Annotated in this window: 18 protein-coding genes; 2 read left to right on the top strand and 16 right to left on the bottom strand. The window is 46.4% G+C overall.

Features of this window, described 5'->3' with window-relative positions; all coding sequences use genetic code 11:
* Positions 1–37: 37 nt before the first annotated feature.
* The 7 genes from C1T21_RS11910 to C1T21_RS11940 form a co-directional block, all read right to left on the bottom strand.
* Positions 38–862 (bottom strand): carbohydrate ABC transporter permease, encoded by an 825-nt coding sequence (locus C1T21_RS11910; protein WP_025722097.1) that lies wholly within the window; start codon positions 860–862, stop codon positions 38–40.
* Positions 859–1,755: a carbohydrate ABC transporter permease gene (locus C1T21_RS11915; RefSeq protein ID WP_013308301.1), complete on the bottom strand. Its 897-nt coding sequence runs from the start codon at positions 1,753–1,755 to the stop codon at positions 859–861. Before C1T21_RS11915 ends, C1T21_RS11910 begins: the two co-directional genes overlap by 4 nt.
* A 101-nt stretch (positions 1,756–1,856) precedes the next feature.
* Positions 1,857–3,146, bottom strand: a complete 1,290-nt coding sequence (locus C1T21_RS11920) for an ABC transporter substrate-binding protein (protein ID WP_103048402.1) — start codon at positions 3,144–3,146, stop codon at positions 1,857–1,859.
* A 404-nt stretch (positions 3,147–3,550) separates the two neighbouring features.
* Positions 3,551–5,365 (bottom strand): cache domain-containing sensor histidine kinase, encoded by a 1,815-nt coding sequence (locus tag C1T21_RS11925; protein ID WP_103048403.1) that lies wholly within the window; start codon positions 5,363–5,365, stop codon positions 3,551–3,553.
* 37 nt (positions 5,366–5,402) lie between these two features.
* On the bottom strand, positions 5,403–6,962 hold the full coding sequence (locus tag C1T21_RS11930; RefSeq protein WP_103048404.1) for a response regulator transcription factor: 1,560 nt from the start codon (positions 6,960–6,962) through the stop codon (positions 5,403–5,405).
* A gap of 259 nt (positions 6,963–7,221) precedes the next feature.
* Positions 7,222–7,857, bottom strand: coding sequence for a uridine kinase (udk, locus tag C1T21_RS11935; RefSeq protein WP_013308305.1), 636 nt, complete (start codon positions 7,855–7,857; stop codon positions 7,222–7,224).
* 75 nt (positions 7,858–7,932) lie between these two features.
* Positions 7,933–8,454 carry a ClbS/DfsB family four-helix bundle protein gene (locus C1T21_RS11940; protein ID WP_103048405.1) on the bottom strand — a complete coding sequence of 174 codons (522 nt, stop codon included), beginning with the start codon at positions 8,452–8,454 and terminating at the stop codon, positions 7,933–7,935.
* A gap of 374 nt (positions 8,455–8,828) precedes the next feature.
* On the opposite strand from C1T21_RS11940, the gene C1T21_RS11945 reads away from it, so the two are divergent.
* A complete protein-coding gene (locus C1T21_RS11945) occupies positions 8,829–10,922 on the top strand; it encodes a pectate lyase family protein (RefSeq protein ID WP_103048406.1) in 2,094 nt (697 codons plus the stop codon).
* 91 nt (positions 10,923–11,013) lie between these two features.
* On the opposite strand, the gene C1T21_RS11950 is transcribed toward C1T21_RS11945, so the two are convergent.
* The 9 genes from C1T21_RS11950 to C1T21_RS11990 form a co-directional block, all read right to left on the bottom strand.
* Positions 11,014–11,358, bottom strand: a complete 345-nt coding sequence (locus tag C1T21_RS11950) for a hypothetical protein (protein WP_023986544.1) — start codon at positions 11,356–11,358, stop codon at positions 11,014–11,016.
* A gap of 147 nt (positions 11,359–11,505) precedes the next feature.
* On the bottom strand, positions 11,506–14,466 hold the full coding sequence (locus tag C1T21_RS11955) for a DEAD/DEAH box helicase (protein ID WP_103048407.1): 2,961 nt from the start codon (positions 14,464–14,466) through the stop codon (positions 11,506–11,508).
* Complete coding sequence (locus C1T21_RS11960) at positions 14,463–16,118, bottom strand: SWIM zinc finger family protein (RefSeq protein WP_103048408.1); 1,656 nt, start codon at positions 16,116–16,118, stop codon at positions 14,463–14,465. Before C1T21_RS11960 ends, C1T21_RS11955 begins: the two co-directional genes overlap by 4 nt.
* A 198-nt stretch (positions 16,119–16,316) precedes the next feature.
* Entirely contained in the window at positions 16,317–17,417 is a 1,101-nt protein-coding gene (locus tag C1T21_RS11965; RefSeq protein ID WP_258012437.1) for a GerAB/ArcD/ProY family transporter, read from the bottom strand.
* 17 nt (positions 17,418–17,434) lie between these two features.
* On the bottom strand, positions 17,435–18,589 hold the full coding sequence (locus C1T21_RS11970) for a Ger(x)C family spore germination protein (protein ID WP_103048410.1): 1,155 nt from the start codon (positions 18,587–18,589) through the stop codon (positions 17,435–17,437).
* Positions 18,590–18,593: 4 nt separating this feature from the next.
* Entirely contained in the window at positions 18,594–20,072 is a 1,479-nt protein-coding gene (locus C1T21_RS11975; protein ID WP_103048411.1) for a spore germination protein, read from the bottom strand.
* Positions 20,073–20,321: 249 nt separating this feature from the next.
* A complete protein-coding gene (gene pgmB / locus C1T21_RS11980) occupies positions 20,322–20,987 on the bottom strand; it encodes a beta-phosphoglucomutase (protein WP_103048412.1) in 666 nt (221 codons plus the stop codon).
* A 25-nt stretch (positions 20,988–21,012) separates the two neighbouring features.
* Entirely contained in the window at positions 21,013–23,295 is a 2,283-nt protein-coding gene (locus C1T21_RS11985; RefSeq protein ID WP_103048413.1) for a glycoside hydrolase family 65 protein, read from the bottom strand.
* 154 nt (positions 23,296–23,449) lie between these two features.
* Positions 23,450–24,457: a LacI family DNA-binding transcriptional regulator gene (locus C1T21_RS11990; protein ID WP_103048414.1), complete on the bottom strand. Its 1,008-nt coding sequence runs from the start codon at positions 24,455–24,457 to the stop codon at positions 23,450–23,452.
* A 242-nt stretch (positions 24,458–24,699) separates the two neighbouring features.
* Here C1T21_RS11990 and C1T21_RS11995 point away from each other — a divergent pair, with 242 nt between their 5' ends.
* Complete coding sequence (locus tag C1T21_RS11995) at positions 24,700–26,364, top strand: PTS transporter subunit IIBC (protein ID WP_103048415.1); 1,665 nt, start codon at positions 24,700–24,702, stop codon at positions 26,362–26,364.
* Positions 26,365–26,368: the final 4 nt, after the last annotated feature.

Raw genomic sequence — 26,368 nt, forward strand, 5'->3', positions numbered from 1 at the left:
TTTTTAAAATGAAATGAAGAACGTACACAGAAATCTGTTATTTTACCGAACCCACCATGCCCGCTACAAAGTGTTTCTGCATCAGGAAGAATACCAGTGCAGTCGGTAGTGTGGACAGGACAATGGCGATCATGATGACACCGTAATCCGGTGCATAGCTGGAGCCGAGGTTCGAGATCAACAGCGGAATCGTTTGATTCTCCGGCGTTTGCAGCACAATCAGAGGCCAGAGGTAGTTGTTCCAGCTGGACATGAATGTGATGATCGCGGCAGCGGCATAGGTTGTTTTCATCGTAGGCATATACACCCGGAAGAACAGACCCAGCTCGGATAATCCATCCATACGACCTGCTTCCAGTAGATCCTTTGGAAACATCTTGGTGCTTTGACGGAAAAAGAAGATCAGGAACGCCGTAGTTACGGTCGGAATGACGACAGAAGAGAGTGTATCAATACCGATCCACGGTATGACATTAGAAATGCTGCCGAACATCCGGTAGAGCGGGATCATGATCGCCGCAAACGGAATCATCATAGACATCAGCAGGATATTGAAGACAACGTCTTTCGCTTTACTTCTGTAAATTTCAAAGCCATAACCGGCCAGTGATGCGATTAGCATAGCCAGCAGCGTAGTTGAGATGGAGACTTTTGCAGAGTTACTTAGTGCGGTAACGATGTCTACTTTTTCAAGCAAATTGTGCATGTTATCCATCAAATGGGAGCCAGGCAGAAGCTTGCCTTTAGTCACATCGACCGACAGGTTCGTGGAACTGGATAGCATCCAGAGGAACGGGAAAATCGAAACGAACGACACAATGATCAGAAAGGCGTACGTAAATGCTCTTTTTGTTTTCATCATTTTTTCTCACCTGCCACTTTGAACTGGATAATCGACAAGATAATGATCATAATGACGATGGAATAAGATACGGTCGCCGCATAACCAAAGTCGGATGAATATTTGAAGGACAGGTTGTAAATATATTGCGAAATTGAAGATGTCGCGTTCCCTGGCCCACCCTTGGTAATATTCATAATTTCATCGAAGAGTTGGAGTGTACCAATTGTTGATGTAATCGAAGTGAACAGGATAATCGGCTTAAGCAGTGGAACCGTAATGCTGAAAAACTGTCGGATCGGGGAAGCTCCGTCAATACGGGCCGCTTCGTAGATGGAACTGTCAATGTTCTGAAGACCGGACAGATAAAAGATCATATTATAACCAGTCCAGCGCCATGTGATCGCGATAATAATCGTAACCTTGGCCCAGAAAGGATCTGTAATCCATTGGATGGGCGTGCCAATCACGTGCAGATTCAGCAATAAGGAGTTTACCAGACCGTCGGACGAGAACAAGTACTTGAAGACAACCGAATATGCTACAAGGGATGTGATACACGGCAAGAAGATAGCTGTGCGGAAAAAGCCCTTGAATTTCAGGTTTTTATCATTCAACAATACCGAAATGAACAGAGCCAGAATGACCATCAAAGGTACCTGGAAAATTAAATAGATAAACGTATTCTTCACGGCGGTTATAAACATTTTATCGGTGAAGAGTCGCTTGTAGTTATCAATGCCGTTAAAGCTCAGATTAGACCCTGTACCTGTCTTAAAGGACAAGATAAGCGCCTGAATCATCGGATAGAAATAAAAAGCGGCGATCATGATCACTGCGATGGATATGAACAACCATCCTGTCATACCTGCTTTGAGACGTGTTGTAGTTATTTTGGGCGCGGCTGTCTTCATACCATGTCAACTCCCTGTGCAGCAATAAAACCTTGAACTCGCAAGCCCAAGGTTTTAAGTGCTTATCGTTTTATTGTTTAGCCTTGGCTAGATGGACTGTCTTATTTAAGCTGTGCTTCCGCCTGTCCTTGAGCATCTTTCAGAACTGCATCTACATCTTTTCCGTTCAGATAGTTTTGAATTTCAACGGTCATGATATCCTCAATGGCATACGTGTGCAGGCCATAATTGACTTTTGGAACTTGTTTAGTCCATTCTGCAAATTTCTTGTATACTTTGTCGCCACCGAAGTACGGATCTTCCACGTCATAAGCTTTACCGCTGGAAGCTGCGTTCAATGAACCAACAATTCCAATTTTGCTCAGCATATCTTGATACAGTTCTTGATCTGTTCCGAATGTCTCTTTCAGGAAATCGGCAGCGGTATCTTGACCGTCCGAGTTAAGGACATACCAGGAGCTGCCGCCGAGGCTGGAAGCATTCACGGATTCAGGTATATTTTTCAGCTTAGGGAAAGGAACAACGGCCCATTTACCCGATTGCGAAGCTTCTGCTTTGATCGAAGGTGTAATCCAGTTACCTGTAGGTACGGAAGCAACTGCACCGCTGTTGAATGCGGCTAGGAACTGACTCCAGTCGGCATTCATTTTAACAATGTTGGCGTCGAACAAGGATTTGTACGTCAAGAGCGCTTCTTTCAGAGCTGGATTACCAGCCAGGTTTGGTGTTTTACCGTCTTCTTTCAGGTACCATGAACCTGCAGTTTGGATCATACCACGGATCAGACCGAGGTCATTCGGATCTTGAGTCAGCATTTCTTTGCCTGTTTTTTGTTTTACGGCTTTACCGATTTCAATGAATTTGTCCCAATCAATGTTGGTCAGGTCTGCTACTTTGTAGCCGGCTTGTTCCAAATAATCCGTTCTTACATACAGTCCCATAACACCGGAGTCGAATGGAACACCGTATTGCTTGCCGTTGTAGCTAGTCGGTCCGATTTTATAATCAGCGAAGTCGGATGCTTTGATCGTGCTGCTCATATCATGGAAAGAATCGGGATAGGCTTGCAGGAAGTTCTGTGCCCGATAATCCTCGATCAGAACCACGTTTGGCAGTCCTTTGGTAGATCCGGAGTTAAGACCGGCATTCATTTTTTGTACGATATCGTTTTGAGCATATTCAACAATGTTTACGGTTACATCTGGATGTTTGGCAACGTAGCGATCTTTTGCCAGCTTCAGGGCTGCGATATTAAAGTTCGGGTCCCAAGCCCAGACGGTGATTTCTTTTTTGCTTGAATCTGTGGTAGTAGCTGCTTTCTCGGAATTGCTGGAGCATGCGGATAGCAAGATCAAGCTTGCAATCAGCAGAAGGAAAGTCATTTTTTTCATTTTGTTCAACCCCTACTCTTTTTTTATATGTTGCTTGCTAGTTCTAAACCTCTTGAATGAAAGCGGTTACCTTATTTATAAATCTAGTGTACCATCCATACTTTGTCGGCGTTAGGAATATCTTTATACGGATTGGTCTTATTATTATGATTTATCAAAAAAGGTACCGCTTACATTTGTATTTTGTTTTGGTTTAGGTACTTTTTTTAGGTTGAATTAAAGTTGTTCACGAAGCGCCACTGCGCGGCCGGATGGTGCTTCCCATCGCTGTTGTATCCAGATTTCTTTATTCAAATTATATAAGGTTGAAATCCGGATACAAAGGCGACCGCTACGCTTGTACAGCACCATTCCGCCCACTCCGTTCTTGTTCCACCTTCTTTGTTTAGTTCAGCCTATATTTTTTATGGGGTAGGAGGGGCGGGTTTTACGATCAGTGGGAGGGTCATTCTTACTTTGGTGCCTTCGCCTTTTTTACTGGAGATGGTCACGCCGTATTCTTCTCCATATAAAAGGGTAATGCGGTTGTGCACATTCTGGATGCCGATGCCTGTGAACAGTTGACGCTTGCTCTTGGGATTCGGCAGTCCGTCCTGCGCCGTATGCCCGTCCAAATCCATACCGTCTCCATCATCAACCACCTCACAGATCAATGTATCCTCCGTTTTGGACACCAATATATAGATGTGCCCTACATTTTTTTCATTAAACGCATGGAAGAAAGAGTTTTCAATAAAAGGCTGAATGATGAGCTTGGGCACATGGTACTCCAGACAATCGGGTGATACAAAATAATTCACTTGTACCCGCTGCCCGTAGCGCACATGGTTAATGAACACATAATTTTGCATGTTGGCCATTTCCTGCTCGATGGTGATCGTTTCACTCACATTACTGATTGTATTTTGCAGTAAGGAAATGAGTGCATTGATCGTCTCGGCGGCTGTTTCCTTGTTTCCTTTGAGCACCAGCATTTTGATCGAAGCCAGTGTATTGTACAGAAAATGCGGATTGATCTGCCGTTGTAGTGCAGCAAGCTCTGCGTTCCGTTGACCCTTTTGCGTCTCTAAAAGCTTACGGATATAGTCATTTAGTTCATCCAGCATGTAGTTGTAAGCATGACTTAATTGTCTAACCTCATAGCTGCCCGTTACCGGGATATAATTATCAAAATTTTTCTCGCGTATGGTCGACATTTGCTTCACCAGTCGAGTCAGCGAACGAATCAGTCGACGGGATATGAGAAAAACGATCACCAAAGCAATCAGTACGATGGCAATGCAGATCCATACAACGGATTTAACGTCTATAATTTGCCCAATGGCGGCTTGTCTGTCAATCATGTTCACCAGATAAAAATCAAATGAAGGGATATAGTTGGAAAGGAGGATACTCTCCTTATTCATCACATCCGCATTAATGTAGTTAAGTCCCTGTTCATTGATTTTTGTGGCATAGCCTAGCAGCTCACTGGAGCGTTGTCCGATCAGGTCCTGGCGGTTGCTCGATACAATTAATCCCGACTTGTCCAAAATAAGCACATCATTGCCGTTGCTCGTGAAATTGTTGTAGAAACGGCGAAATTCAGGCTCTCGGATAGCGATGTAGATCATGCCGTACAGGGTGCCGCTGGTCCGCTCCATAAATGGTTTGGAGGCGATGATATAGGGTGTTGGCTTTTGCGCGGTACTATTCATTTGTTGCTGAAACAATTCAGTATCCAATTGATACATAAGCTGTGCCGGTCGTGCTACACTTCGGGCTGTAATCGCACTGCTCTTAAGCTCTTCCGCAGTTACAGGCCAATAGGACGAGTCGGAGTAAAAGCTCCGGCCGTTCAGACCTGTTACAGCGACACCGACATCATAGGCATCGACGTTCGATTTAATTTGCTTCATTTGCTGTGCCATTCCGAAGTAAATCCTCGCCGAGTTAATCGAGTCAGATTGACCGCCAGTCAGATAGTTCTTGACCGTTCCATTTTCCGAAGCATGGGTTACGGCATTCACGATAGAATCATTGAAGGATTCAAAGCTGGATTGAATCTGGCTGAGTACCTTGGCATTTGTAATACTGAATGTCTCAGCAAAAAGTCGTTCAGACATCCGAATCGTCACCAAAGAGGTCAGCAAGGACACCGCAGTGATGCTGACCACCATAACAATAAAGATTTTGAAGAACAGACCTTGATATTTGATCTTATGGATATATCTTTTCATATCAATCTCTTTTCTACTGGCAGATGTGGCTTACTCTCTAATAGAGATGCTCCCGGCGGTACTGACTGGGCGAGTAACCCTTCACTTTTTTGAACACTTTGGTAAAATAGCTGGGGTCCGAATAGCCTACCGTGCTGCTAATATCCGAAATGGACATCGTCCCCGACCGTAGTAACTCTGCGGCTTTTTCAACCCGAATTTTGTTGAGATACTCGCTAAAACCTTCTGTATGGTGTGCCGTAAAATAACTGGACAAGTAGGAAGGGTTAAAGTGAAAATATTGCCCAAGTGTCGTCAAATTGAGTGTTTCAGCATGATGCTCCTCAATATACTCCAGCAGTTTTTTCATGCTTGCACTACTTCCTTGCTGTGTTTTAGCCATGATCTGTCTGTTCGCTTCCTCCAAAAAAGTCTCCAGAAGGCGCACGGCTTCATGTACATGAGGGGCATCATTAATAGTTTTGAAATAGGAATATTTCGCCGCATCCAGCTCCTTCATATCATACCCCTGATTCCCGAGCAAAATCGTAATGTTGAACACGATATTTCCGAGAAGCGATTTGAATTCAAAAGCGGTAGAGGTATAGTTGCCGGACATGGCGGCTACATAGGATCTCAAATCCTGAAAAGCTGTATCAAAATGCTCACGCTTCATCTCTTCTGTAAATTGTTTTAAGTTAAACGAGCTGTTCACTTGTACAGGCTGAGGGAGTTCGTCTTCTATTAACAGCGCTGTTCCTGGGAAATAAAAGCGGTAACTCAGCAGTTTTGGCAGTTCATCCTGATAGACGTCACTAATCTGATTGAACTCATCAAATAAATGGCTAACTGCCCAGCCTGTCTGTGGATCGACTCGCTTTGTCTCCTGAGCAACTTCCCTAACCGCAGCCATCCAGGCGTCTACTTCCCGTGGATCAAGATTGGCTAAAAACACAGCCGCATAGACATCAGACGGCAGTTGTCGCAGTACGATGTACTCACAGGCAGAGGATACTCGATCTGTAAGCTTGGAAAATAGGTCCGAGGCAGAGATGGAGCGCCCTTTATCCTGCTGTGCCAGCTGTTCTATACCTATGAGCGCAAAACGGGCATAAGGAAATGCTTGCTTCAGCAGCTCGGCGTCATAGTCCATGCTATACCCGGAGATCAGCTTTTCGATCACATGATCTATCGTAATTTGACTATTCCCGGCATTTGCTTGATATTGAATGGATGGAATTTTGCGAGCGGTTCTCTGGAGCACCTGGAGCAGCTCATCCGTGTCCAGCTTGGGCTTTAAAATATAGTCAGCAACCCCTTGCTGAAAGGTGGATCGCACGTAATTAAACTCGCCGTAACTGCTAAGTACAATGACTTCGATATCTGGATAGTTCTGTCTGACTATGCGCGTCAGCTCCTCGCCATCCATGATCGGCATTACGATATCTGTAATGACTATATGAGGGCGCAAGGTTTCAATTAGCTCCAATGCTTCTTTCCCGTTAGAAGCTTCACCTACAATTCGAAATCCATACTGTTCCCACGACAAGTGGTGTTTAATCCCTTGCCGTACTAATATCTCATCATCCACAATCAAAATGTTGCATAGCTCATTCATGGCAGCACTCTCCGTAATTATACCTATTCGAGGATTTGCAAAAATCCTGATTCAAAAAAGACCTCCATCACGTGGACGTCATATCATTTGAGGCACATATTTGACAACGCTTCCAACTTAGCTTAAATCTAAAGCATTTAATCTTTACATGCTAACATAAACCACACGGGGATTCCAAAAAAATTTAGTCCAAATGGCATATAAAACAACAAAAAAGGCAGCCGAGAAAATCTCGACAGCCTAAACAACCGGGATTACCTTATACAGTACCCCATGTCCGATCTCCTGCTAAATATTTCTCAGTCAAAATAGACAGCAGTTGAATACCAACCTCATTGTGTCCTCCCTCAGGAAGGATCAGGTCTGCGTATTTCTTGGAAGGCTCAATAAATGCCTCATGCATCGGCTTAACCGTAGTCAAATAGTGATCGTGGATCGAATGGATGGTGCGGCCGCGTTCCTCAATATCGCGAAGAACCCGACGGAGAATGCGCACATCAGGGTCAGTATCCACAAATACTTTGATGTCAAGCAAGCTGCGGAGCTTTTCGTCTGACAGTACGTGCAGACCCTCCAACATGACGATATGATTTGGCAGAAGCTCTACCGTCTCGTCCGTGGAGCGTGCATGAACCGTAAAGTCATACACTGGCGCTTGTGTCGCTTGTCCTTTTTTCAGACATTGGAGATGCTCAATAAGCAATTCGTTGTCAAAGGCAAACGGATGATCATAATTGACCAAAGCACGTTCATCATAACTCAGATGTGAATGGTCTTTATAATAGTTATCCTGAGATATGAAAGTCACTTTATTAGATCCCAGACGCTCAACGACGGCGCGTGCTACCGTCGATTTACCGGAACCTGTACCGCCGGCAATACCAATAATAAGCATGGCGTTTCACTTACCCTTCCCTAAATGTATCCCGATACAACTCAAGTATTGTAGCACAATGCACACTTTTTTTCATCACTGTTGAACTTTGTATTTCTTCCATTTCCGTATCTTGGCTCTGAATGTTTTAAACGGTGCCACCGAGTTGATGTGAATCCATCTTGCCATGGGCCAGTTCGGATTAGTACCCGTCCAGTTGTGAACGCCTTGAGTGAAGAGCTCTTCATGGCTAAGTGTGTCGATCCAATCCAGCCACTTTTGCTCAGTCAACTTGAACATATCGCGTAATTCACGTAAAGATTGGTGGGAGTAGGTCTTGTAAAATGATTGATATAGTTCACCTAGTCTATTCCACTTATAATTGGGGGCGGGCATGATGACGGTTTTTCCTTCCCGTTCGTCCCTGTCCCATGCCATGACAAGATGAAGCCATCCGAGCTGGTAGGCGATCATTTCTGCGGGTGTTTTATCTACTTCGGGGATACGAATATCCTTTTGGCTCTCGTCGATCTCCTGGAACTCACCGTCAAATCGTAAGTAGGAGGTATGAATGGCTTCTTTTAATTCCAATTTGGAAGCGTAGTCGTAGCTGGACATCTCATCGCTCCTTTAAATGATATGGATGATACTCACCCCTTTATATGTACCATTCCCAATATGACAACTGTATGTCTTATTCAAAAATAAAAAAATATCGTTTTTTGTGATTTTATGAAACAGCATTTGGCGTGTTCGCGAAACAGGATGCAAAATTAATAGAAAAATTAAGACAAAAGATAAGTAATTAGACATATTTTAATATTTATTTAAATGCCTATAATTATTGGAGTATAGCGATTGGGGCCCTCATTGGTGTTGGGACATTATTCCCTTCATCAGTACGTTATATACCGTTGGGGCATATCGTGCCCGATGAACGGTGCAACCTTTGCTTTAGTATTCATGAATCTAATCGAGAAGGGGACTGTTATATGAAGTCGAGTTTGTTAAAAAAATGTGCAAGTGTAATGTTAAGCAGTACGTTGCTACTGTCTTTATCCTTACCGTTGCTAGGTCATGCACATGCAGATGGGAATTTACAGATAAGTGATGATTTCGAGCAAGGAGAAGCTCAAGGCTGGACCGCGGGTTCGGGGAACTGGTCTGTGGTCAAGGGTGAGAATGGTTCTACATACCAACAATCTAGTCGAAGCGAAAGCCATTCCGTCAAAGGTAATGCCTCATGGACGAACTATAGCGTGCAAGCAGATGTATATGTAAATGATTTTAATGGCTCCAATCGAGTCTACGTTGCAGGTAGATACACAGATTCCAACAACTTCTATGCGGCTACGTTGTACAACAAGAAGGGCGGAGCTCTTGAAATTCGTAAAAAGGTAAACGGCTCTATGAAGACACTGGCTACCAACAAGAATTACAAACTGGACACGAATATATGGTACAGAGTCAAGCTGGAACTATCCGGTTCGGAAATCAAAATGTATGTCAATGATCAATTGGAGCTGTCCGCAACAGACACCAGCCTCACTGCTGGAGCCATCGGTTTGGTAACCTCCAAAGCAGCTGCCGAATTCGATAATGTGATTGTATCCGGTGCTTCTTCTGAGGTAGATCCAGGAACATTGCCTGTGAAACCAACACCAGGTACAGAACAACCGACTCCTGGAGTGGACCCTGATGTAACCTCCAAAAATAACTATAATTTGACTGGCTTTTCGTATGGTAATACAGGTGGTGGCAACATTGCAGATACAGATGCCAACTACAAAAAGGTTTACAACGCTGTAGATCTCAACGAAGCACTGAAGAAAGGCAGCAAAGTTAAAGTGATTGAGATTATGAACGATCTTGATCTCGGTTGGAATGAAATTCCTAGTGCTGCCAAAGTAATGCCTTTTAGTGCCAACAATCCTGTACAGACGCATCCTGTTCTGAAAAAGACAGGTGTGAGCAAAGTCTATATCGAAAATATGAATGGGGTTACGATTTTCTCTGCCAATGGCGCTAAGATCAAACATGCTGGCTTTGTCATCAAAAGAAGCTCTAATTTGATTTTCCGTAACCTCGAATTTGATGAGCTTTGGGAGTGGGATGAAGCAACCAAAGGGAACTATGATAAGAATGACTGGGATTATGTTACCATCGAAGGTACAAGTTCCAAGGTATGGATCGACCACTGTACATTTAACAAAGCCTATGATGGCTTGGTAGATGTGAAAAAAGGCAGTAACGGAGTTACGATTTCCTGGTCCTTGTTCAAAGGAGATGACCGCAGCTCCAACAGCTGGGTAACCCAACAAGTCAACGCGATGGAAGCAGACAAGTCTTCCTATCCTATGTACGCGTATCTGAGAAGCAGTGCAGTAGGTATGAGTAAAGAAGATATCATTGATATTGCAGCAGGACAAAAGAAGGCTCATCTGATCGGTGCTACGGAAATGGCTTCCGACAATGCAGACCTGGAGGTGACGCTGCATCATAATTACTACCTGGATATTCAGGATCGCATGCCTCGTCTGCGTGCTGGTAATGCTCATGCATATAACATCGTTATGGACGATGCCGGATTGGCCAGAGCCAAAAAAAGAATTACTTCTGACATGGCTAAAGCAATTGCCGCAAAAGGATACCATTTTGATGTCGTGGGTAATGGTGCAATTTCAACAGAAAACGGCGCGGTATTGCTAGAAAAGTCTTATTTAATTGATGTGTTTTCTCCAGTGCGAAATAATCAAAAAGATCCTAACAAAGCGGATTACACAGGTAAAATCAAGGCCGAAGACGTTATCCTTTCGGATAACGGTACCGTATTCAGAGGAGGCAGTGACGAGGCGAATAGCCCGTTAGCCCCTTATCCTGCGAAGGCCAAGAGCTTCTCTTGGAATGGGTTCACAACGTTGCCATACAGCTATACAGCCGAAGACCCTGCTAACCTGGTTGCTCAATTGCAGGCCAAGGATGGAGCGGGTGCAGGCAAGCTGAACTGGTCGAGTGAAAACTGGCTCAAAACGGTGTACAATACGTCCGTTACAAAAAATGCAATAGTGGAAGAAGATTCCGAATAGGTAGGCCATATAAAAAAGCAGCTAGGACAGATATGCTCTGTTTCTGGCTGCTTTTTTGGTTACCCACGTTAAGGTTGTGTTCGGTACGAACTTAACCGATAACGACAAACGAGGACACGCCAGCAGGTACGGTTCTAACCCGGAATAGCGTTCCATCGTCTCTAAAGGTACGCAGAATAAAAGCCTGGTTCGTAGGTGTACGGACTCTGCTGAATCGGGCAGTACCAAAACCATCGAAGCCTGCAGCTTGCACAAAGCTTCCATCTAGACGCCGGAGTATAGCAAAAAATCCGGTTGTGTTAAAAGGAACACCGTTTGTGTTAGCCCAGATGACCGTAAATCGGCGCAGGGTTTGTGTTGGACTCACATTGCGATATCTCGTAACAGGAACCTTCCTGCCCGTAGATTTCAATGTTTGTGGAGGACGAATGGCCACTTCAAATCAACTCCTTTGTTGTGATGAGATAGTAAATGCACACAAAGGAGTTTTGGACTGTGTTATAAACTACGACTTCTTAAAAATAGGTATATATCGAACTCAAAATGGCATTCCATGTACATTATAGTTCGATTTGGGACCTCCTTATGCCCAATCGCGTCGTAGCGTAAAGAGGTCTTTTAACGCGTCTGTAGACAGCTCAGTAATCCAGCCCTCGGTACTGGTTATGATTTGGTCGCTAAGCTGCTGCTTGCTCTCCAGCATTTCATCAATGCGTTCCTCAAGCGTGCCCAGCGAGATAAATTTGTGCACCTGTACATCCTTCGTTTGCCCCATCCGGTAGGCGCGGTCTGTGGCCTGATTTTCAACAGCTGGGTTCCACCAGCGATCAAAGTGAAAGACGTGGTTGGCGGCCGTCAGATTCAGACCCACCCCCCCGGCTTTGAGCGACAAAATAAACACGGAAGGCTGCTCGGCAGGGGGGAGCGTGTGAGATTGGAATTGATCAATCATTCGGTCACGCGCAGTTTTGGATGTGCTACCGTTCAGATAGAGCACAGGCTCTTGCAGCTCCTGAGCGAGTACCCGTTGGAGCATCTGACCCATACCAATATACTGTGTAAAAATAAGGCAGCGCTCGCCCTCCTCTCGCAGTTCCTTGACCATAGCTAGAATGCGCTCCAGCTTGGATGAACGGCTAATGACCGCTTCAAGATCAGACTGACTATAACCGGAAGCCGCGGTATCTGGGAGCGCCTCCTTCGTTAAGAGGGCAGGATGGTCACAAAGCTGCTTCAACTGGGTAAGGGCGGATAAAATGGCTCCTTTCCGTTCAATCCCTTCCAGCTTCTGCATCCGTTCCATCAACTCTTTGACAATCTGGTCATAGAGCGCGCCCTGTTCAGAGGTTAGGTGAATGTAGGTTTTCATCTCATTCTTGTCAGGCAAATCAAGCTGTATAGCAGGGTCCTTCTTTTTGCGCCGCAGCATGAAGGGCTGAACCAGCTTTTGCAAATCTATCGTGCGTTGCTCGTTATGTTCCTTCTCAATAGCATTAATGAAGCGATTGCTAAAGGCGCGTGAGCTGCCCAGATAATCTGGATTGATAAAATCATAAATGGACCATAGCTCGGATAAGCGATTTTCAATTGGTGTCCCGGTTAACGCAATCCGATGCCGTGCAGGAAAGCTACGCACGGCTGTGGATTGCTTGGTTTGCGCATTTTTAATATTCTGCGCTTCATCCAGGCAGACTGAATCCCAAGTCATGCTTTGTAGCAGCTCTTGATCCAGGGTTGCCGTAGCGAAGGAGGTCAGGATGACATCGGCCTGCTCGACTTCTTCGCGGAACAAGTCTCCCTGCTCCCGCTTGCTTCCATAGTGCAGCATCACCTTCAATGAAGGGGCGAAGCGGCTGAGTTCCTTCTGCCAGTTGCCCAGCACCGAAGTCGGGCAAATCAGCAGCGAACTGGAGCGGACGCCCGTCTCGGCGGCAATATCCTGTAGGTGAAGTAAATAAGTAATAAACTGCACTGTTTTACCGAGTCCCATGTCATCGGCCAGACAGGCACCCAGTCCAAAACGCCGTAAAAAGGCAAGCCATGCATACCCGTCCCGCTGATACGTTCGCAGCTCCGCTTGCAGCCCGTCCGGCACGTCCAATGCAGGCCATTCCGACTGCCGTCCGAGCTGGCTGATCAGCTTCAGCAGATGGGCATTCAGCTCGACTTCCAGTCGGAAGCGTGCCGCATCCTCCGGCTGCTCGCCCGAGGCGTCGCCCTCAGACTCGTCGGCGTTGCCGAGCAGATGTAGCTGCAGGATGTCCTGAAAGGACAATCCCTGAGCACTGTCGATCCCGGCCATGGCCCGGCGAATCTGCGCTAGCAGCGCGGGATCGAGCGCGATCCATTGCCCGCGGAAGCGCACCAAGCGCTCGTTGCGAGCGACCAGCTCGGCGAATTCTGACTCGCTCAGATCGGCATCGCCGATGGCAACACGCCAATCGAACTGGACAATCGAGTCCAGTCCGAACAGCGAGCTGCCCTTCGTGCGCTCTCCCGCCCCTTCGCCCGGGCGTACCTTGGCCCGCAGCTTTGGCTTCTTGCGGGTGGCTGCCTCCCACCAAGCCGGGAGCAGCACCTGCCAACCGCTTTCCAGCAAACGTTGGCTGTCGGTCGTCAAGAATTGCCACGCCGCTTCGTCGGAGAGCGGGCGATTCAGCACGTCATCGCGGCTTCCGGCACGCTGCCCGGCGGGCAAAATCGAGGTCAAGCCTTCTAGCCACCCGGCTGAGCGCTCACGGACATGTGCTGTCCAGGCATCGGGCCATGAGCCGGATGCGTACCCATCATCGGCGAGCTGTATAGACACCAGCAACGCCGGGTCCTGTTTATCCTGCAACACAAGCTTGAGCCGCCAGGAGGGCTCGTCGTCCTCCAGCTCTGGCTCCAGCAGTTGCAGAAGTGGCCGAAAGGGCGCGGTATCGGCTTTCCAGCCGATGGCGATGAGCCAGGCCCGCGCGTCCAGACCCGCCGTCGGGCGATTGGGGGCGAAGAGAATTGGATATTCTCTTCGCAAATCGGCGGCTTCCGCTTCGGTGCCGTACCAGCGCTGGAACACGGCGGCCGAGAACGCCGCTATCAGCCCTTCCTGCTCGTCCTTCTCCAAGCTGCCTAGCAAAGCAAGCTCTGCCGGTTGAATGTTTTCCAGTGCTTCCGCATCCCACTTCCATTGCAGCTTCCCCACCTGGAACGCCGTCAAGCTGGGCACATATGCTTTCGTTTCAATACAGTGAGCAAGTAAAGGGATCAGCCGAAGCCACGGGGCATGGGCCTCGTCCCAGATCCATTCGATATGCTTCAGAAGCTCGCACTCTGCCAGAAAAGGAATCACTTGCTCCGAGGGCAGCAGGATAATATCCGTGTCTTGAACATGTTGAATCTCCAGCTCGGTGCCATAAAACGAAGCCTCATGCCAAGCAAACAAACGCTGCTTCAGAATTTGGCCGGAAATGCTATAGTTCATGGAGGAATCGCCATAGATCAGCGCGTCCCCATAGGTAGTTAATTGGATATGAACGGTAATCGTTTCGGTATATTGATTCATGATAACAATTTCCCTTTCCGCAATTCCTCCTGTAGCGCCCGCAGGCGGCTATGACGGCTGGTGAAGGTCGTAAAGAACAGCTCCCAGCGTGATTCTTGCTTCATTTTCTTGTACAGCTTGAACAGCCGCTTTAACAGCTTGACTGCTGCTTTATAGCTGGCCCTGTTTTTTTCTAGCACATAGCGTTCTACCGCTTGATGGTAAAAGGGCAGTAGTAACTCAGGCGCGTTCTTTTCAATGGGCTGCAACACACTCACCCGAAAGCTCAAAGGTTCACTGCGTATGCTTAGCTGATAGTCGATCCATGACCGCCATTTTTCGTGAGCAAGCAGCGCCTCTTCATACATTCCCCCGGCAAATGGAAGCATACCCACCAGTGTGTCCCACATGTCCTGCTCCGCTTCTGGAAGGTGCTGCAAAACCAGATCCCAATCATGTATATAATCTTGTAAATGGTCATCCCGATGACTGTGAAGCAGGGGGCCGATATGCCGCAGTCCGTCCTTGAGACGTGCCCAATCCTCGGCTTTACGCAACGCCTGTAAGAACAAAAGTAATTGACTGGAAGAAATTTTTAGTGGAAAAGCTCGTTCCGCCTCCTGAAGCAGTGCCCAGGCTTCGTTATCATGTGATTGGAAAATATGCATCCAGCTGCGAGCCAACATCCACGGAAGTCTTGCTAAGGTTGTGCCGAGCTCCTCCTCAGCCGCCTGTAAATGCTGTAACTCCTCCGTATATATGCTGGAGTCCTGACTTTCGGGATGTACCCAGTGCAGCCAAAACTGATAATACGCGTCTGAAAAATAAGTACCGTTACGCGATTCTGTCAGCATTTTTCGGCGTAAATAGGCTAAGGTTTCTGCCATACGGGCTTCTTGCATCGGTTCATCGGTCAGCTCCGGTGGACTCTCAAAATCACGCTCGATCGCTTCTTTAAGCTCATCGGCAGCAATTTGCGTGTAGTACCCCATATAGGTATGAGAGGGATAGCCCGACATGGGAGACTGAGGTACCAGCTTTTCCAGCACACGCAGATGAGCATGCAGTCCGTATAGCTGTTGCATGCCGGGTGAAAGCGGCGGCTTCACAGCATAGATCGAGGCTAAAGCGCTTTGGACATATTGGGAATTTTGTGTGTTCACATGGTTAAGGGCGATACACTGATCGAACAGATCATGCCACTCTGAAATGGGCATGTCCGGTATTTTGCTTGCTGTTTTAATGAGAGCTTTTCTGGTTGTTTCCTTGTGATCCGGTGAAAGATTCGACCGGGAAGGAGGTGTGTTACGCGTATCAGCTTTTGCCGCCAATCGGGTGAATCCCGCCGAATGAGCGTTCACTAAAGCATGTACAGAACGTTCCTGTTCATTTGCGTAATTCAGTAATACGGCGATCATATGCTTGCAGTTGGTGTGAACCGGGCACGTACATCTGCTGGCAGCAAAAGCGCTCAAATGGAGATCCACCTCGTATAGCTCGCTTCCATCCACGACAGCCGCAATATGGTCGGCATCAGGCATTGCGAATTCTTTTACCTTTCCTTGCTTAAAATACTGGAAACCTCGTTTGATCGTCACATCATTAAAATGGTCAGCCACGTTTTGAATAAGTTGTTGCCACTGTATATCATCCATAAGATAGGTTGGTTTCATATGCATTAGTCTCCTAAGAGAAAATAGTTAATCCGATGACTGCTTAACTCTTCTATTATAACAGTTCGCGCACGTAAATTGAGGTGGAGGGAGCAGATGGGAAGTTTCGAAGAATAACATGTTGGGGAAAGTAAAAAGTCCCTTACGTTATAACGTAAGGGGGCATGAATTATCAGCAAATTTTTGGGGGGAATCCCCTTACTGTTTGCCATCCGGATTGCCTTTTCGGTGGAAGACCATGGAGATAATAAGAAGCACCAAGGGTACTGCTGCGCCCATAATAATTCCAAAATAACCCGATATTGTATCGAAATTTCCTATCTCAATAAAGCTTTGGGGATACATGCTCAGGGAAAATATTAAAATTAACGGGAGAAAGCAGATAAACCTGTTCCACTTTTGGGTGAGTTGGCTGATTCCGGCTACCATATAGAAATAATAATTTGCGGCGGTCATAAAAATTTTGATCGTCCACAAAATGATAAATAATATTTCAAACCGTTCCAGGAACGAGCCGGGGAATTCAATTTGCTGTGCAAAAGAAACGACCGGCCATTGCAATCGGGAAACTTCCTCAACCGACATACAGCCAACGACCATCGTTACCATCAAGAGATACAAACCCATTGCAATCGAGTAGCCAATCCACCCTGCCTTCCATGCTTTTTGTGGATTGACCATCACATTAGTTAATATAAGGAGGGATTCAAAACCTATTGTCGAGAAAGGTATAACCTTAAGAGATTCGAAGATCGGATGCCATCCTTTATGGAAAACAGGGCGCAAATTATCAAGATTAAAATGATTGATATTGAGGATGATCAACAATAAAAAAACAATAAGGGTTAAAGGAAAAAAAAGCTCGACCAATCGAACCATTGCATGGAGACCGCCCCAGGTCAAATACCCAATAAGCAGAAGAAACGGCAAGAGAATCATGCTTAATGGCGTTCTTTCCAATGCAAGGCCTTTGAGGAATTCCGCCATCATTCTGCATACAAGAGAGCAGATCATCGTGCAGTGTACAATAAATGCAATATTGATGAGAAGACCGATAAATTTACCTGCAATCACAGGATTGAGCTCATAGAACGTCTTCCCTGGAAATATCTGGCACAATTTAACGTTGATAAAAACGACGCCTACCCCAAGCAGACTTGCCAGCAAGAGTCCCTGCCACACGTCGGGCGTTTGAGTCTTCTCCGCGATGGTTCTTGGTAAACTGACAATTCCCACAGCATACACGGTCGAAGTGACTGTAAGTAAGGCTTGAAGGGTAGAGATTTTTTCCTGTTTCATGGAAGGTATGTTGGACATTACGCTCCCTCTCCTTTTGTATAAGCACCTGTTCGGTCAATCTGTACTTCAGCCTGAACGTCGATCGGTATTTGACTGAATGTATCTTGCCAATTTTCCTTTACCCGATCCCAGTAAGCGGGATAGTTCACTTTTACCTTTGTGCCGAAACCGACTACATCTGATCTCATTTTTTTTTGAAGCGTGTTTAACGATTGGGATACTGTCTGTTTGATTTCTTCTTGCGCCGCTTCTTTAGCGGTTCGAATGAACGGTTCCTTCAAGAGATCGGCATAAATATCCAAGTTTTCATTTAATTTAATGTTTGTTTTAATACGAACCGTAAAGGAAAGATCCTGTCCGTTGAGGTGGGGGATAAGTTTGCTGTGGGCATCCTCAACTTCAAAGACCATGGATTGTTCCGACTTCGGGTCCTCTGTTTTAATAATTGAACCCCGCGTTTTTCCCAGCATCCAGTTGATCCCGATGACTTCCTCTTCATCTAGCCAATTAGCCAATTTCTTCGTTTTGCCGCTGACCAAGGCTGCGCCTGAGAAGTGGTTGCCCTCATTGGTTTCTAGGCATTGAATGACGAAGTCAGCTCTTTGTGAAATATGGGTGGAAATTTCTCCTAATGTTATTTTATGAGGTATTTTGGAGTTGAAATCGCTATTTTTAGCCAATGCTTCAAGGTCAATGGAAGGTATCTCTTTATGTTTGCCGATCTTATTGAGCGCTTCTTTCGCACTGCCCTTTACGATCATAACAAGTGATTTTCGACTCGGTTTATAGGAACGGGTAAACGTATCTAACAATTGGTCGATTCTTGTTTTTTGTAAAGCTTGGTCACTAATCAAAATTAAGCGAATAAAACTATATAAGGGAGCACGGGACACTAGCTTTGCCTGTTCCCTGGAAGCAGTCTGAATGGAATTTTTGTTAAAGGTTGTTACGTTGCTATACATATTTTTTTTGGATTTCTGCGCTATTAAATGCTGGTAGGTAAGTTCCAGCAAATCCTGCTGATCCGTATCAATGGCGACGCCCTGGATGATACTCAAGTTATCGATTTCTCTGCTGTCCCAACAACCGGTGAGGAGAGCACATGCGATCCATACGGCAACGCATTTTTGTACCCATAGGATTCGACGAGACAGATAGATGAAAGCGATCATAGGCTTACTTCCTTTTCCTATTAGATTGTGTTTCGTCCTGTGTCTTTAGCATCATAGGACGCTTTTTGAGGTATTTAAAAGGAGCCCGAATTAAAGTATCTTGTTGATCTCTTAGCCGAATTGGGGCTAGAGGTGACATGTAAGAAACTCCAAAACTTTTGATCTGGACCATGTGCACACCCAAAAAAATAAAGGATAAAATCACGCCATACAGCCCATAAATCCCTGCAATCATCATAATGGGGAAACGAAGAAGGCGAATTCCAATACTTCCGCTGTACTGCGGGCTTGCAAAGGATGCAATTGCGGTGAGGCCCACGATAATAATCAGGAAAGCACTTACGACCGCGGCCTCAACAGCTGCTTGTCCAATAACAAGACCGCCTACAATACCGATGACCTGTCCTATCCCTTTGGGTAGCCGCAGACTGGCCTCGCGCAATATTTCCAATGCCACTTCCATAATTAGAGCTTCCACAAAAACGGGAAAAGGAATTCCTTCCCTTGAGGCAGCGATAGACATCACCAGCTCAGGCGGGATTAATCCAGGATGGAAAGAAATAAGTGCAACGTACAGCGAAGGCAGGAATGTTGCAATGAACAGAGCCGTTAAACGAAGCATACGAAAAAATGTTCCTAATGGAAATCGCTCGTAATAATCCTCTGGGGATTGGGCCAGCATCCAGAAGGTCATGGGAGCGATCAAAACAAAAGGCGTGCCATCAAGCATAATGACAACTCTTCCAGACATTAAAGCAGCTATAGCTTTATCCGAGCGTTCAGAGGCTTGAATCTGAGGGAACGGAGACCACGAATGTTCCTCGATCCATTGTTCAATAATCCCGGTATCGGAAGCATCGTCCACATCAATCGTTTCGACTCTTCGCTTCACTTCCTGAACCAGCTCCGGATTTGCGATATCCGATATGTACAAGATCGCTAATTTTCGGGAAGATCTTCTTCCTATAGTTATTTTATCTATTTTAAAACTGATATCTTTGATGTGCCGCCTTACCATTGCCAGGTTGCTTTCCAAATCTTCGATAAAACCTTCCCTCGGTCCCCTCACCAAAATCTCGGTGCTTGGTTCCTTGACACTTCGCTGAGGAAACTTGCCTGTAGAAGCAAAGAAGGCTTCATCGGTTCCTTCGATCAGCAGACAAGTATTTCCCGATAATACTTCAATTACGCACGCCTCAAGGTCTGTTCCTTCTTTCATATCGATCGTAAAAGCCGTCTGCTGTACCAGTTCTTCCTTCAGTTTTTGCGGATTAACTTGGGAGTGGTTTTCACGGATTCCAGTCAAAATGAGCGGCTTAACGATTTGTTCGTTAATCATACTTGTATCCGCGATGCCAGAGAGATAGACCATAGCTACATGAACTCCCGTTTGCCCCACATCCATCTTTTTGAAGACGACATCAGGAAGATGACCCAGGGTCTTTTTTAGATGGTCCAATTTCTCCTCGAGTGATCTTGCCATGACTCGTCCTCCTTCAAAAGCTTAAATCACGATATACATGTAATATGTGTAAAATGGTGATAAATATTCATGGAATGGTAATCTAACGTGTTCGACGATGGAGGAGCTGAAGACGCGAGAGACAGAGGGAGTTTTTTTGAGTATATGTAAACAAAAACGAACACCAGTGGTGTCCGTCGTTGGTCATACATATGAGGCGAGGGTGCTCTATCCCCGTGATAACGCCATATAAACTACTCCGAGTGGAGGTTACTTTTTGAACTCGTAGAAATGTGCCTCCAACATGCTCAGAGAAAGCTCGGCAGTAGTGGCTACCACGATATCCGCACCTTGCATTTGCGAAGGTGTTCCTACACCGACCGCAAACATCCCGGCACCCTTGATCGCCTGTATGCCAGCCTGTGCGTCCTCTATACCGATACAATCGGCAGGCTGAACACCCAAATTTGCGGCTCCGGTGAGGAAAATTTCCGGGTCAGGCTTGCCATGCCGAATGGCGGTAACATCCACCACACTGTCAAAATAGTACGCTAGCTCCAGTCGCTCCAGGATAAACGCTGCATTTTTGCTTGCAGAGGCCAGCGCGATGCCGATTCGGGCTTCACGAAGTTCTGTCAGAAGCGCTTTAATGCCTGGAAGAATGTCCGAGGGAGTTACAGCTGAAATGAGCCGCTGATACTCCGTATTTTTCCGTGTGGCCAGTTCTTGCTTGCCTTCTTCTGAAAACTTATCGGATAGGTTACCGCGCGCCAGTATTTTGTCGAGCGATTCCGTACGGCTGATTCCTTTTAACTGTTCATTAAATTCCCGATCAAAAGGAATGCCTAACGCTGCCGCCAAGCTGCCCCATGCCTGAAAATGATATTCTGCGGTATCTGTAATGACTCCGTCCAGATCAAAAATGACTGCTTTCATTTGGTTTCCCCCCTATCTGCCCGATTTATGAAACGCTGTTCGTCATTAACGACTGCCCACTGGTAATGTGCGTTGGCTCTCCATACAACTCCAGCGTCAGCGGTTCCCCGTCCAACAGGGTAATGATCACTTCATTTTCCTGTACGAGAATACTTAACAAGCGACCGCGATAGTTGATTTTAAACGTATATTTGTTCCAACCTTGAGGCAGGAAGGGGGAGAAGCTTAATGTTTCACGATACGTTCTCATCCCGGCAAATCCCTGTACAATCGCCAGCCAGCTTCCTGTCATGGAAGTGATATGAAGTCCGTCTTCGGTATCGTTATTGTAGTTATCTAGATCCAGACGGGCCGTTCGCTTATACATCTCGACTGCCTTTTCCTCCATTTTGAGTTCGGCAGCCAGCACGGCATGAATGGACGGGGACAGACTGGATTCATGAACAGTCATTGGCTCGTAAAATGCAAAATTGCGCGCTTTTTCTTCCAGCGTGAACTGGTCTCCAAAGAAATACAGTCCTTGCAGCACATCTGCCTGCTTAATGAAGCAGGAACGAAGGATTTTATCCCATGACCATTTCTGATTTAGTGGAAGGTTGCTGGGATCAAGGGAGGATACAGGCTGCAAATCCTTATCCATAAAGGTATCGTGCTGTACGAAGACTTCCCGCTCCTCATCATAGGGATAATACATGTGAGTGATGATATCCTGCCAATGTGCAAGCTCATCAGCCGTAACCGCTAGATGCATCGATTTTTCTGCTGAAATTTGAGGTAAGACCGATAATGTATATTTCAAAACCCATGCAGCCAGCGTGTTGGTATACCAGTTGTTATTGACGTTATTTTCGTATTCGTTCGGCCCGGTAACCCCGTGAATCATATACTGCTGCTGGCTTTTGGAAAAGTGAACCCGGTCGGCCCAGAAGCGGCTAATTTCGACCAGTACATCTATGCCGTACTGATGAAGGTAGGAGGAGTCCCCCGTATAGTTGGTGTAATTATAAATGGCATACGCAATGGCCCCGTTACGGTGGATTTCCTCAAAGGTAATCTCCCATTCGTTATGGCACTCCACACCTGTAAAAGTGACCATAGGGTATAGTGCACCCCGTAGCCCTTGCTGGGCTGCGTTATGCTTGGCACCCTCTAGTTGTTGGTGACGGTACAGCAGCAGATTTCGCGTTACGTCCGGGTCTGCAAGCGCCAGGTACATAGGCACGGCATATGCTTCTGTATCCCAATAGGTGGCACCGCCATATTTTTCACCTGTAAAGCCCTTGGGACCAATGTTCAGACGGGCATCTTCGCCGTAGTACGTAGAGAACAGCTGAAAAATGTTAAAGCGTATTCCCTGCTGGGCCTCTGTATCTCCCTCGATTTCTACATCTGCTTTGTCCCAACGTCGGGCCCAAGCTGCGACATGCTCCTGCTTGAGGGAGGTGTAGCCTTTGTTCACAGCCTCCACAGCGATGCGTTCAGCTTGTGGAATCAGTGCATCCTTTTCCATATCCCGTGAGGTGGTAACCGCCACAATTTTTTGCAGCTGGATACTGTCGCCCGGATCGACGCTGTATTGATAGTGGCGTGCAGCATACAAAAAGCTCTCTTCCGTCGTCTGCTGATCCTGTCCCTCGGTCACAATACCCATGGTAGCGTTTACGGTAAAGCGCGGAATACCGAAGGGATTATCTATAGTTGTTGTGGACAGGCTGATGAATTGTTCTTGAACCTCTCGGGCTTCCTCCAACCAAAAAACCTCGTCATAGTTCGTGTCTTCATTCTTCGTATTGCCGTCCAAATAAGGGACAAGCTCTATGGTTAGAGGCTGCTCGCTTATGTTCGTTGCTTGGTAATCAATCAGGCATAGCTCACGAGTGGTGATGCTCAGGAAACGCTCCGTAGTGATACGAACCTGATCGTTCACGGTGCAGGTGCGTCGCAGGATCCCCTGTTTCATGTCCAACTCCTGCACAAAATCGCTGATGTGTGCCGTAAATAAGTCTACTTCCTCTTGGTTTACGATCAGACGGATGCCGATGAAGTTCATGGCATTGATGACCTTGCCAAAATATTCAGGATAGCCGTTTTTCCACCAGCCGACCTTTGTTTTGTCGGGGAACCATACACCGGAGATATAAGTTCCCTGATGATGATCACCTGAATAAGCTTCTTCAAAATTGCCGCGCATGCCCATATAACCGTTGCCTATGGACGTTATGCTTTCCTGTAATCGCATGTGTGTGCTATGTAGAGTGTGTGTTGTCAGCTTCCAGCTATCTACGTCAAATAATCGGTTGTAAACCATGATTGCGTACCCCTCTCGGAAAATGAGATCGTTGTTTTAACGAAACCAATATATGAGCGAGTTCAGTATATAGTGCAACCGTTTGCCCTGTCAACGCAAAAAAACTGATTTTATGGGTTTCCACAAAATCAGTTCTTGTTCATTTCGCTAAGAATCATAGTAATTGGCTGGATTTGCGCTCCACGATTCGGTGGGGAACAATGATATGTTTGGTCAATTCCTTGGGGTCCTCGATTTTTTCAATCAGGCTTTTGGCTGCCTGATAACCTAGAGTGAAGATATCAATATCCACGGAAGTCAGAGGGGGATTCATCAGCTCAGCTAGCATTAGATTATTGAAGCTCACCATGGATAACTGCTCTGGCATGGACACGCCTAGCTGAGAAAGCATTTTCTGTACAGCCATGGCTACAAGGTCGTCGCTAACGATCATCGCGGTAGGCGGCGGGGTGGCCTGCAATAATGTGCGCATGTCCTCCAGATTAAATGGCTCCCTGACCACGTATTCCTTGGGTAAAGGCAAGCCTGCCTCTCGCAACGCATCCTGGTAGCCTCGGAGTCTTTCAATATTCACGATGTGTTCATGATCACCGCCAACATAAGCAATGTGCTGATGATTCAGCCCAGTCAAATAAGTGACCACATCCTTGGCAGCCTGGTAGTTATCATTGTCTACATGGGTGGTTTCACTGACAAATTGCTGAGGCTTACCGATTACGGTGTAAGGTATTTTTTCTTTATGAAGGTACTCCACAATGCTATCTTTTTGCTTGGAGTACAGAACAATATAGCCGTCAACACGCCCGGTCCGGGTCATCAGCTTCACGCGGGATAGCAATTCATCGCTCGTTTTTCCTGTGACAATGGACAGTGTATAGTTGTGCTCATTTACCCATTCGCTGATCCCGCGAAGGCTTTCTGGAAAGAACGGATTTTGAAAGATTGCCACATCCGATTCAGGCATAATGATGCCAATTGACTGTGTGACACGGTTAGCCAGACTCTGAGCTGAATAGTTGGGTTCATAGCCAAGCGCCTTCATTTCTTTACGGACACGTGCCTTGGTCGCTTCGCTGATTTTGGGGCTGTCTTGAATGACACGGGATACGGTGGAAGTAGCAACATTAGCACGTTTTGCGACATCTTTGATGGTTACTGCCATCGTCTTCGTCTCCTTTTGCTATCTCAAGCAGGAAATATTATGTTCTATCATACGATATTGCTCGAAAATCAACAAATTCACGGCTTTTTCGAGTATTTCTATGATCATTAGCCAAGATATTTACAATTAGGGTATTGCCAATAGAAAGCGATATCATTATAATAATTGTGCAACCGATTGCATAATGTTTATAGGGTACAAACAACGCTGTACATACTATAAGGGATGGGGATTGAAGGAGCATGAAAAAACTTCTATCATTTGATTTTTGGCAAAAGCTCGGGAAAGCACTGCTAGTGGTTGTTGCTGTTATGCCGGCAGCCGGGATTATGATTTCGCTTGGTAAAGTAGTGGCGATGTTGGCTGGTGATATCCATTTCTGGTTGACCGTCGGCGGGGTTATGGAGAATTTGGGTTGGGGTATTATCAATAATTTACACATACTGTTTGCCGTGGCGATTGGTGGTTCCTGGGCTAAGGAACGGGCGGGCGGAGCTTTTGCGGCCTTAATTGCCTTTATTCTCATTAATATTTCAACAGGAACGATTTTGGGTGTGTCCTCGAAAATGCTAACCCAGGAGGGTGCCACCACCCACACTCTTTTTGGTGCATCCATTCCGGTTAGTGGCTATTTCACCTCTGTCTTAGGGGCACCTGCACTCAATATGGGTGTGTTTGTCGGTATCATCTCCGGCTTTGTCGGGGCCGTGGTATTTAACAAGTACTACAATTACCGCAAGCTGCCAGACGCTTTAGCCTTTTTTAACGGCAAACGTTTTGTTCCTTTTGTCGTGATTTTATGGTCTGTCATCGTAAGCTTGATCATGTCTGCCATCTGGCCATTTGTTCAGGGGGGGATTAATCAGTTCGGTATTTGGTTGGCGACTTCAGGGGAGTCGGCTCCTTTTGTAGCGCCATTTGTCTATGGTACACTGGAAAGACTACTGATTCCTTTTGGACTTCACCATATGCTGACCGTTCCTATTAACTATACTCAACTTGGTGGCGTTTACACGACACTTACGGGTTCCGGGGCAGGAAGCGTCGTTGCCGGGCAAGACCCGCTGTGGCTGGCTTGGGCAAGTGACCTGAGTGCGCTTCGTGGTACCGATCCGACAGCCTACAATAGCTTGTTAGAAGGCGTGACGCCTGCCCGCTTCAAGGTAGGACAAATGATCGGTGGAGCAGGAATCCTTATGGGACTAGCGGTGGCTATGTATCGCCGTGTAGACAAAGATAAACGCAGCAAGTACAAGTCGATGATCTTTTCGGCAGCCGCAGCTGTCTTTTTAACAGGGGTAACGGAGCCACTGGAATTCATGTTTATGTTCGTGGCGCCTGTGCTGTATGTGGTTTATGCTATTCTTACCGGTATTGCGTTCGGAATGGCCGACATCATACATTTGCGTTTACATTCGTTTGGTATGATTGAACTGCTGACCCGAATGCCGTTGTCTATAAATGCGGGTTTGGTGCAGGATATTATTAACTTCGTGCTGACTTGTGTGGTGTTTGCGGTAGCAACCTACTTTATCGCGTATTTTATGATCGGTAAATTCAAAATGGCTACGCCGGGAAGACTGGGGAACTATACGGATGAGGAGCCTCAAGGGACTTCCGAGGCGGGGAGTACGAAGACAGAGGGTGTGGCAGCTGTTTCCACTCAAAATCAACTGGCTACGGATATCATCAAGACACTTGGGGGTGAGCAGAACATTGTCGAGGTGGACGCTTGCATGACCCGTCTGCGTGTGACGGTGAAGGATACAGATGCCGTTGGGGACGAAAAGACGTGGAAAGCGCTGGGTGCCTTGGGCTTGATAAAAGTAGATAATGGGGTGCAGGCAGTTTACGGACCGAAGGCTGATGTGCTTAAATCAGATATACAAGACATACTCAACAGGTGATTAC

Origin of the sequence: Paenibacillus sp. F4 (assembly GCF_002894905.1) — a bacterium.
In the GTDB taxonomy this organism is placed as follows: domain Bacteria; phylum Bacillota; class Bacilli; order Paenibacillales; family Paenibacillaceae; genus Paenibacillus; species Paenibacillus polymyxa_B.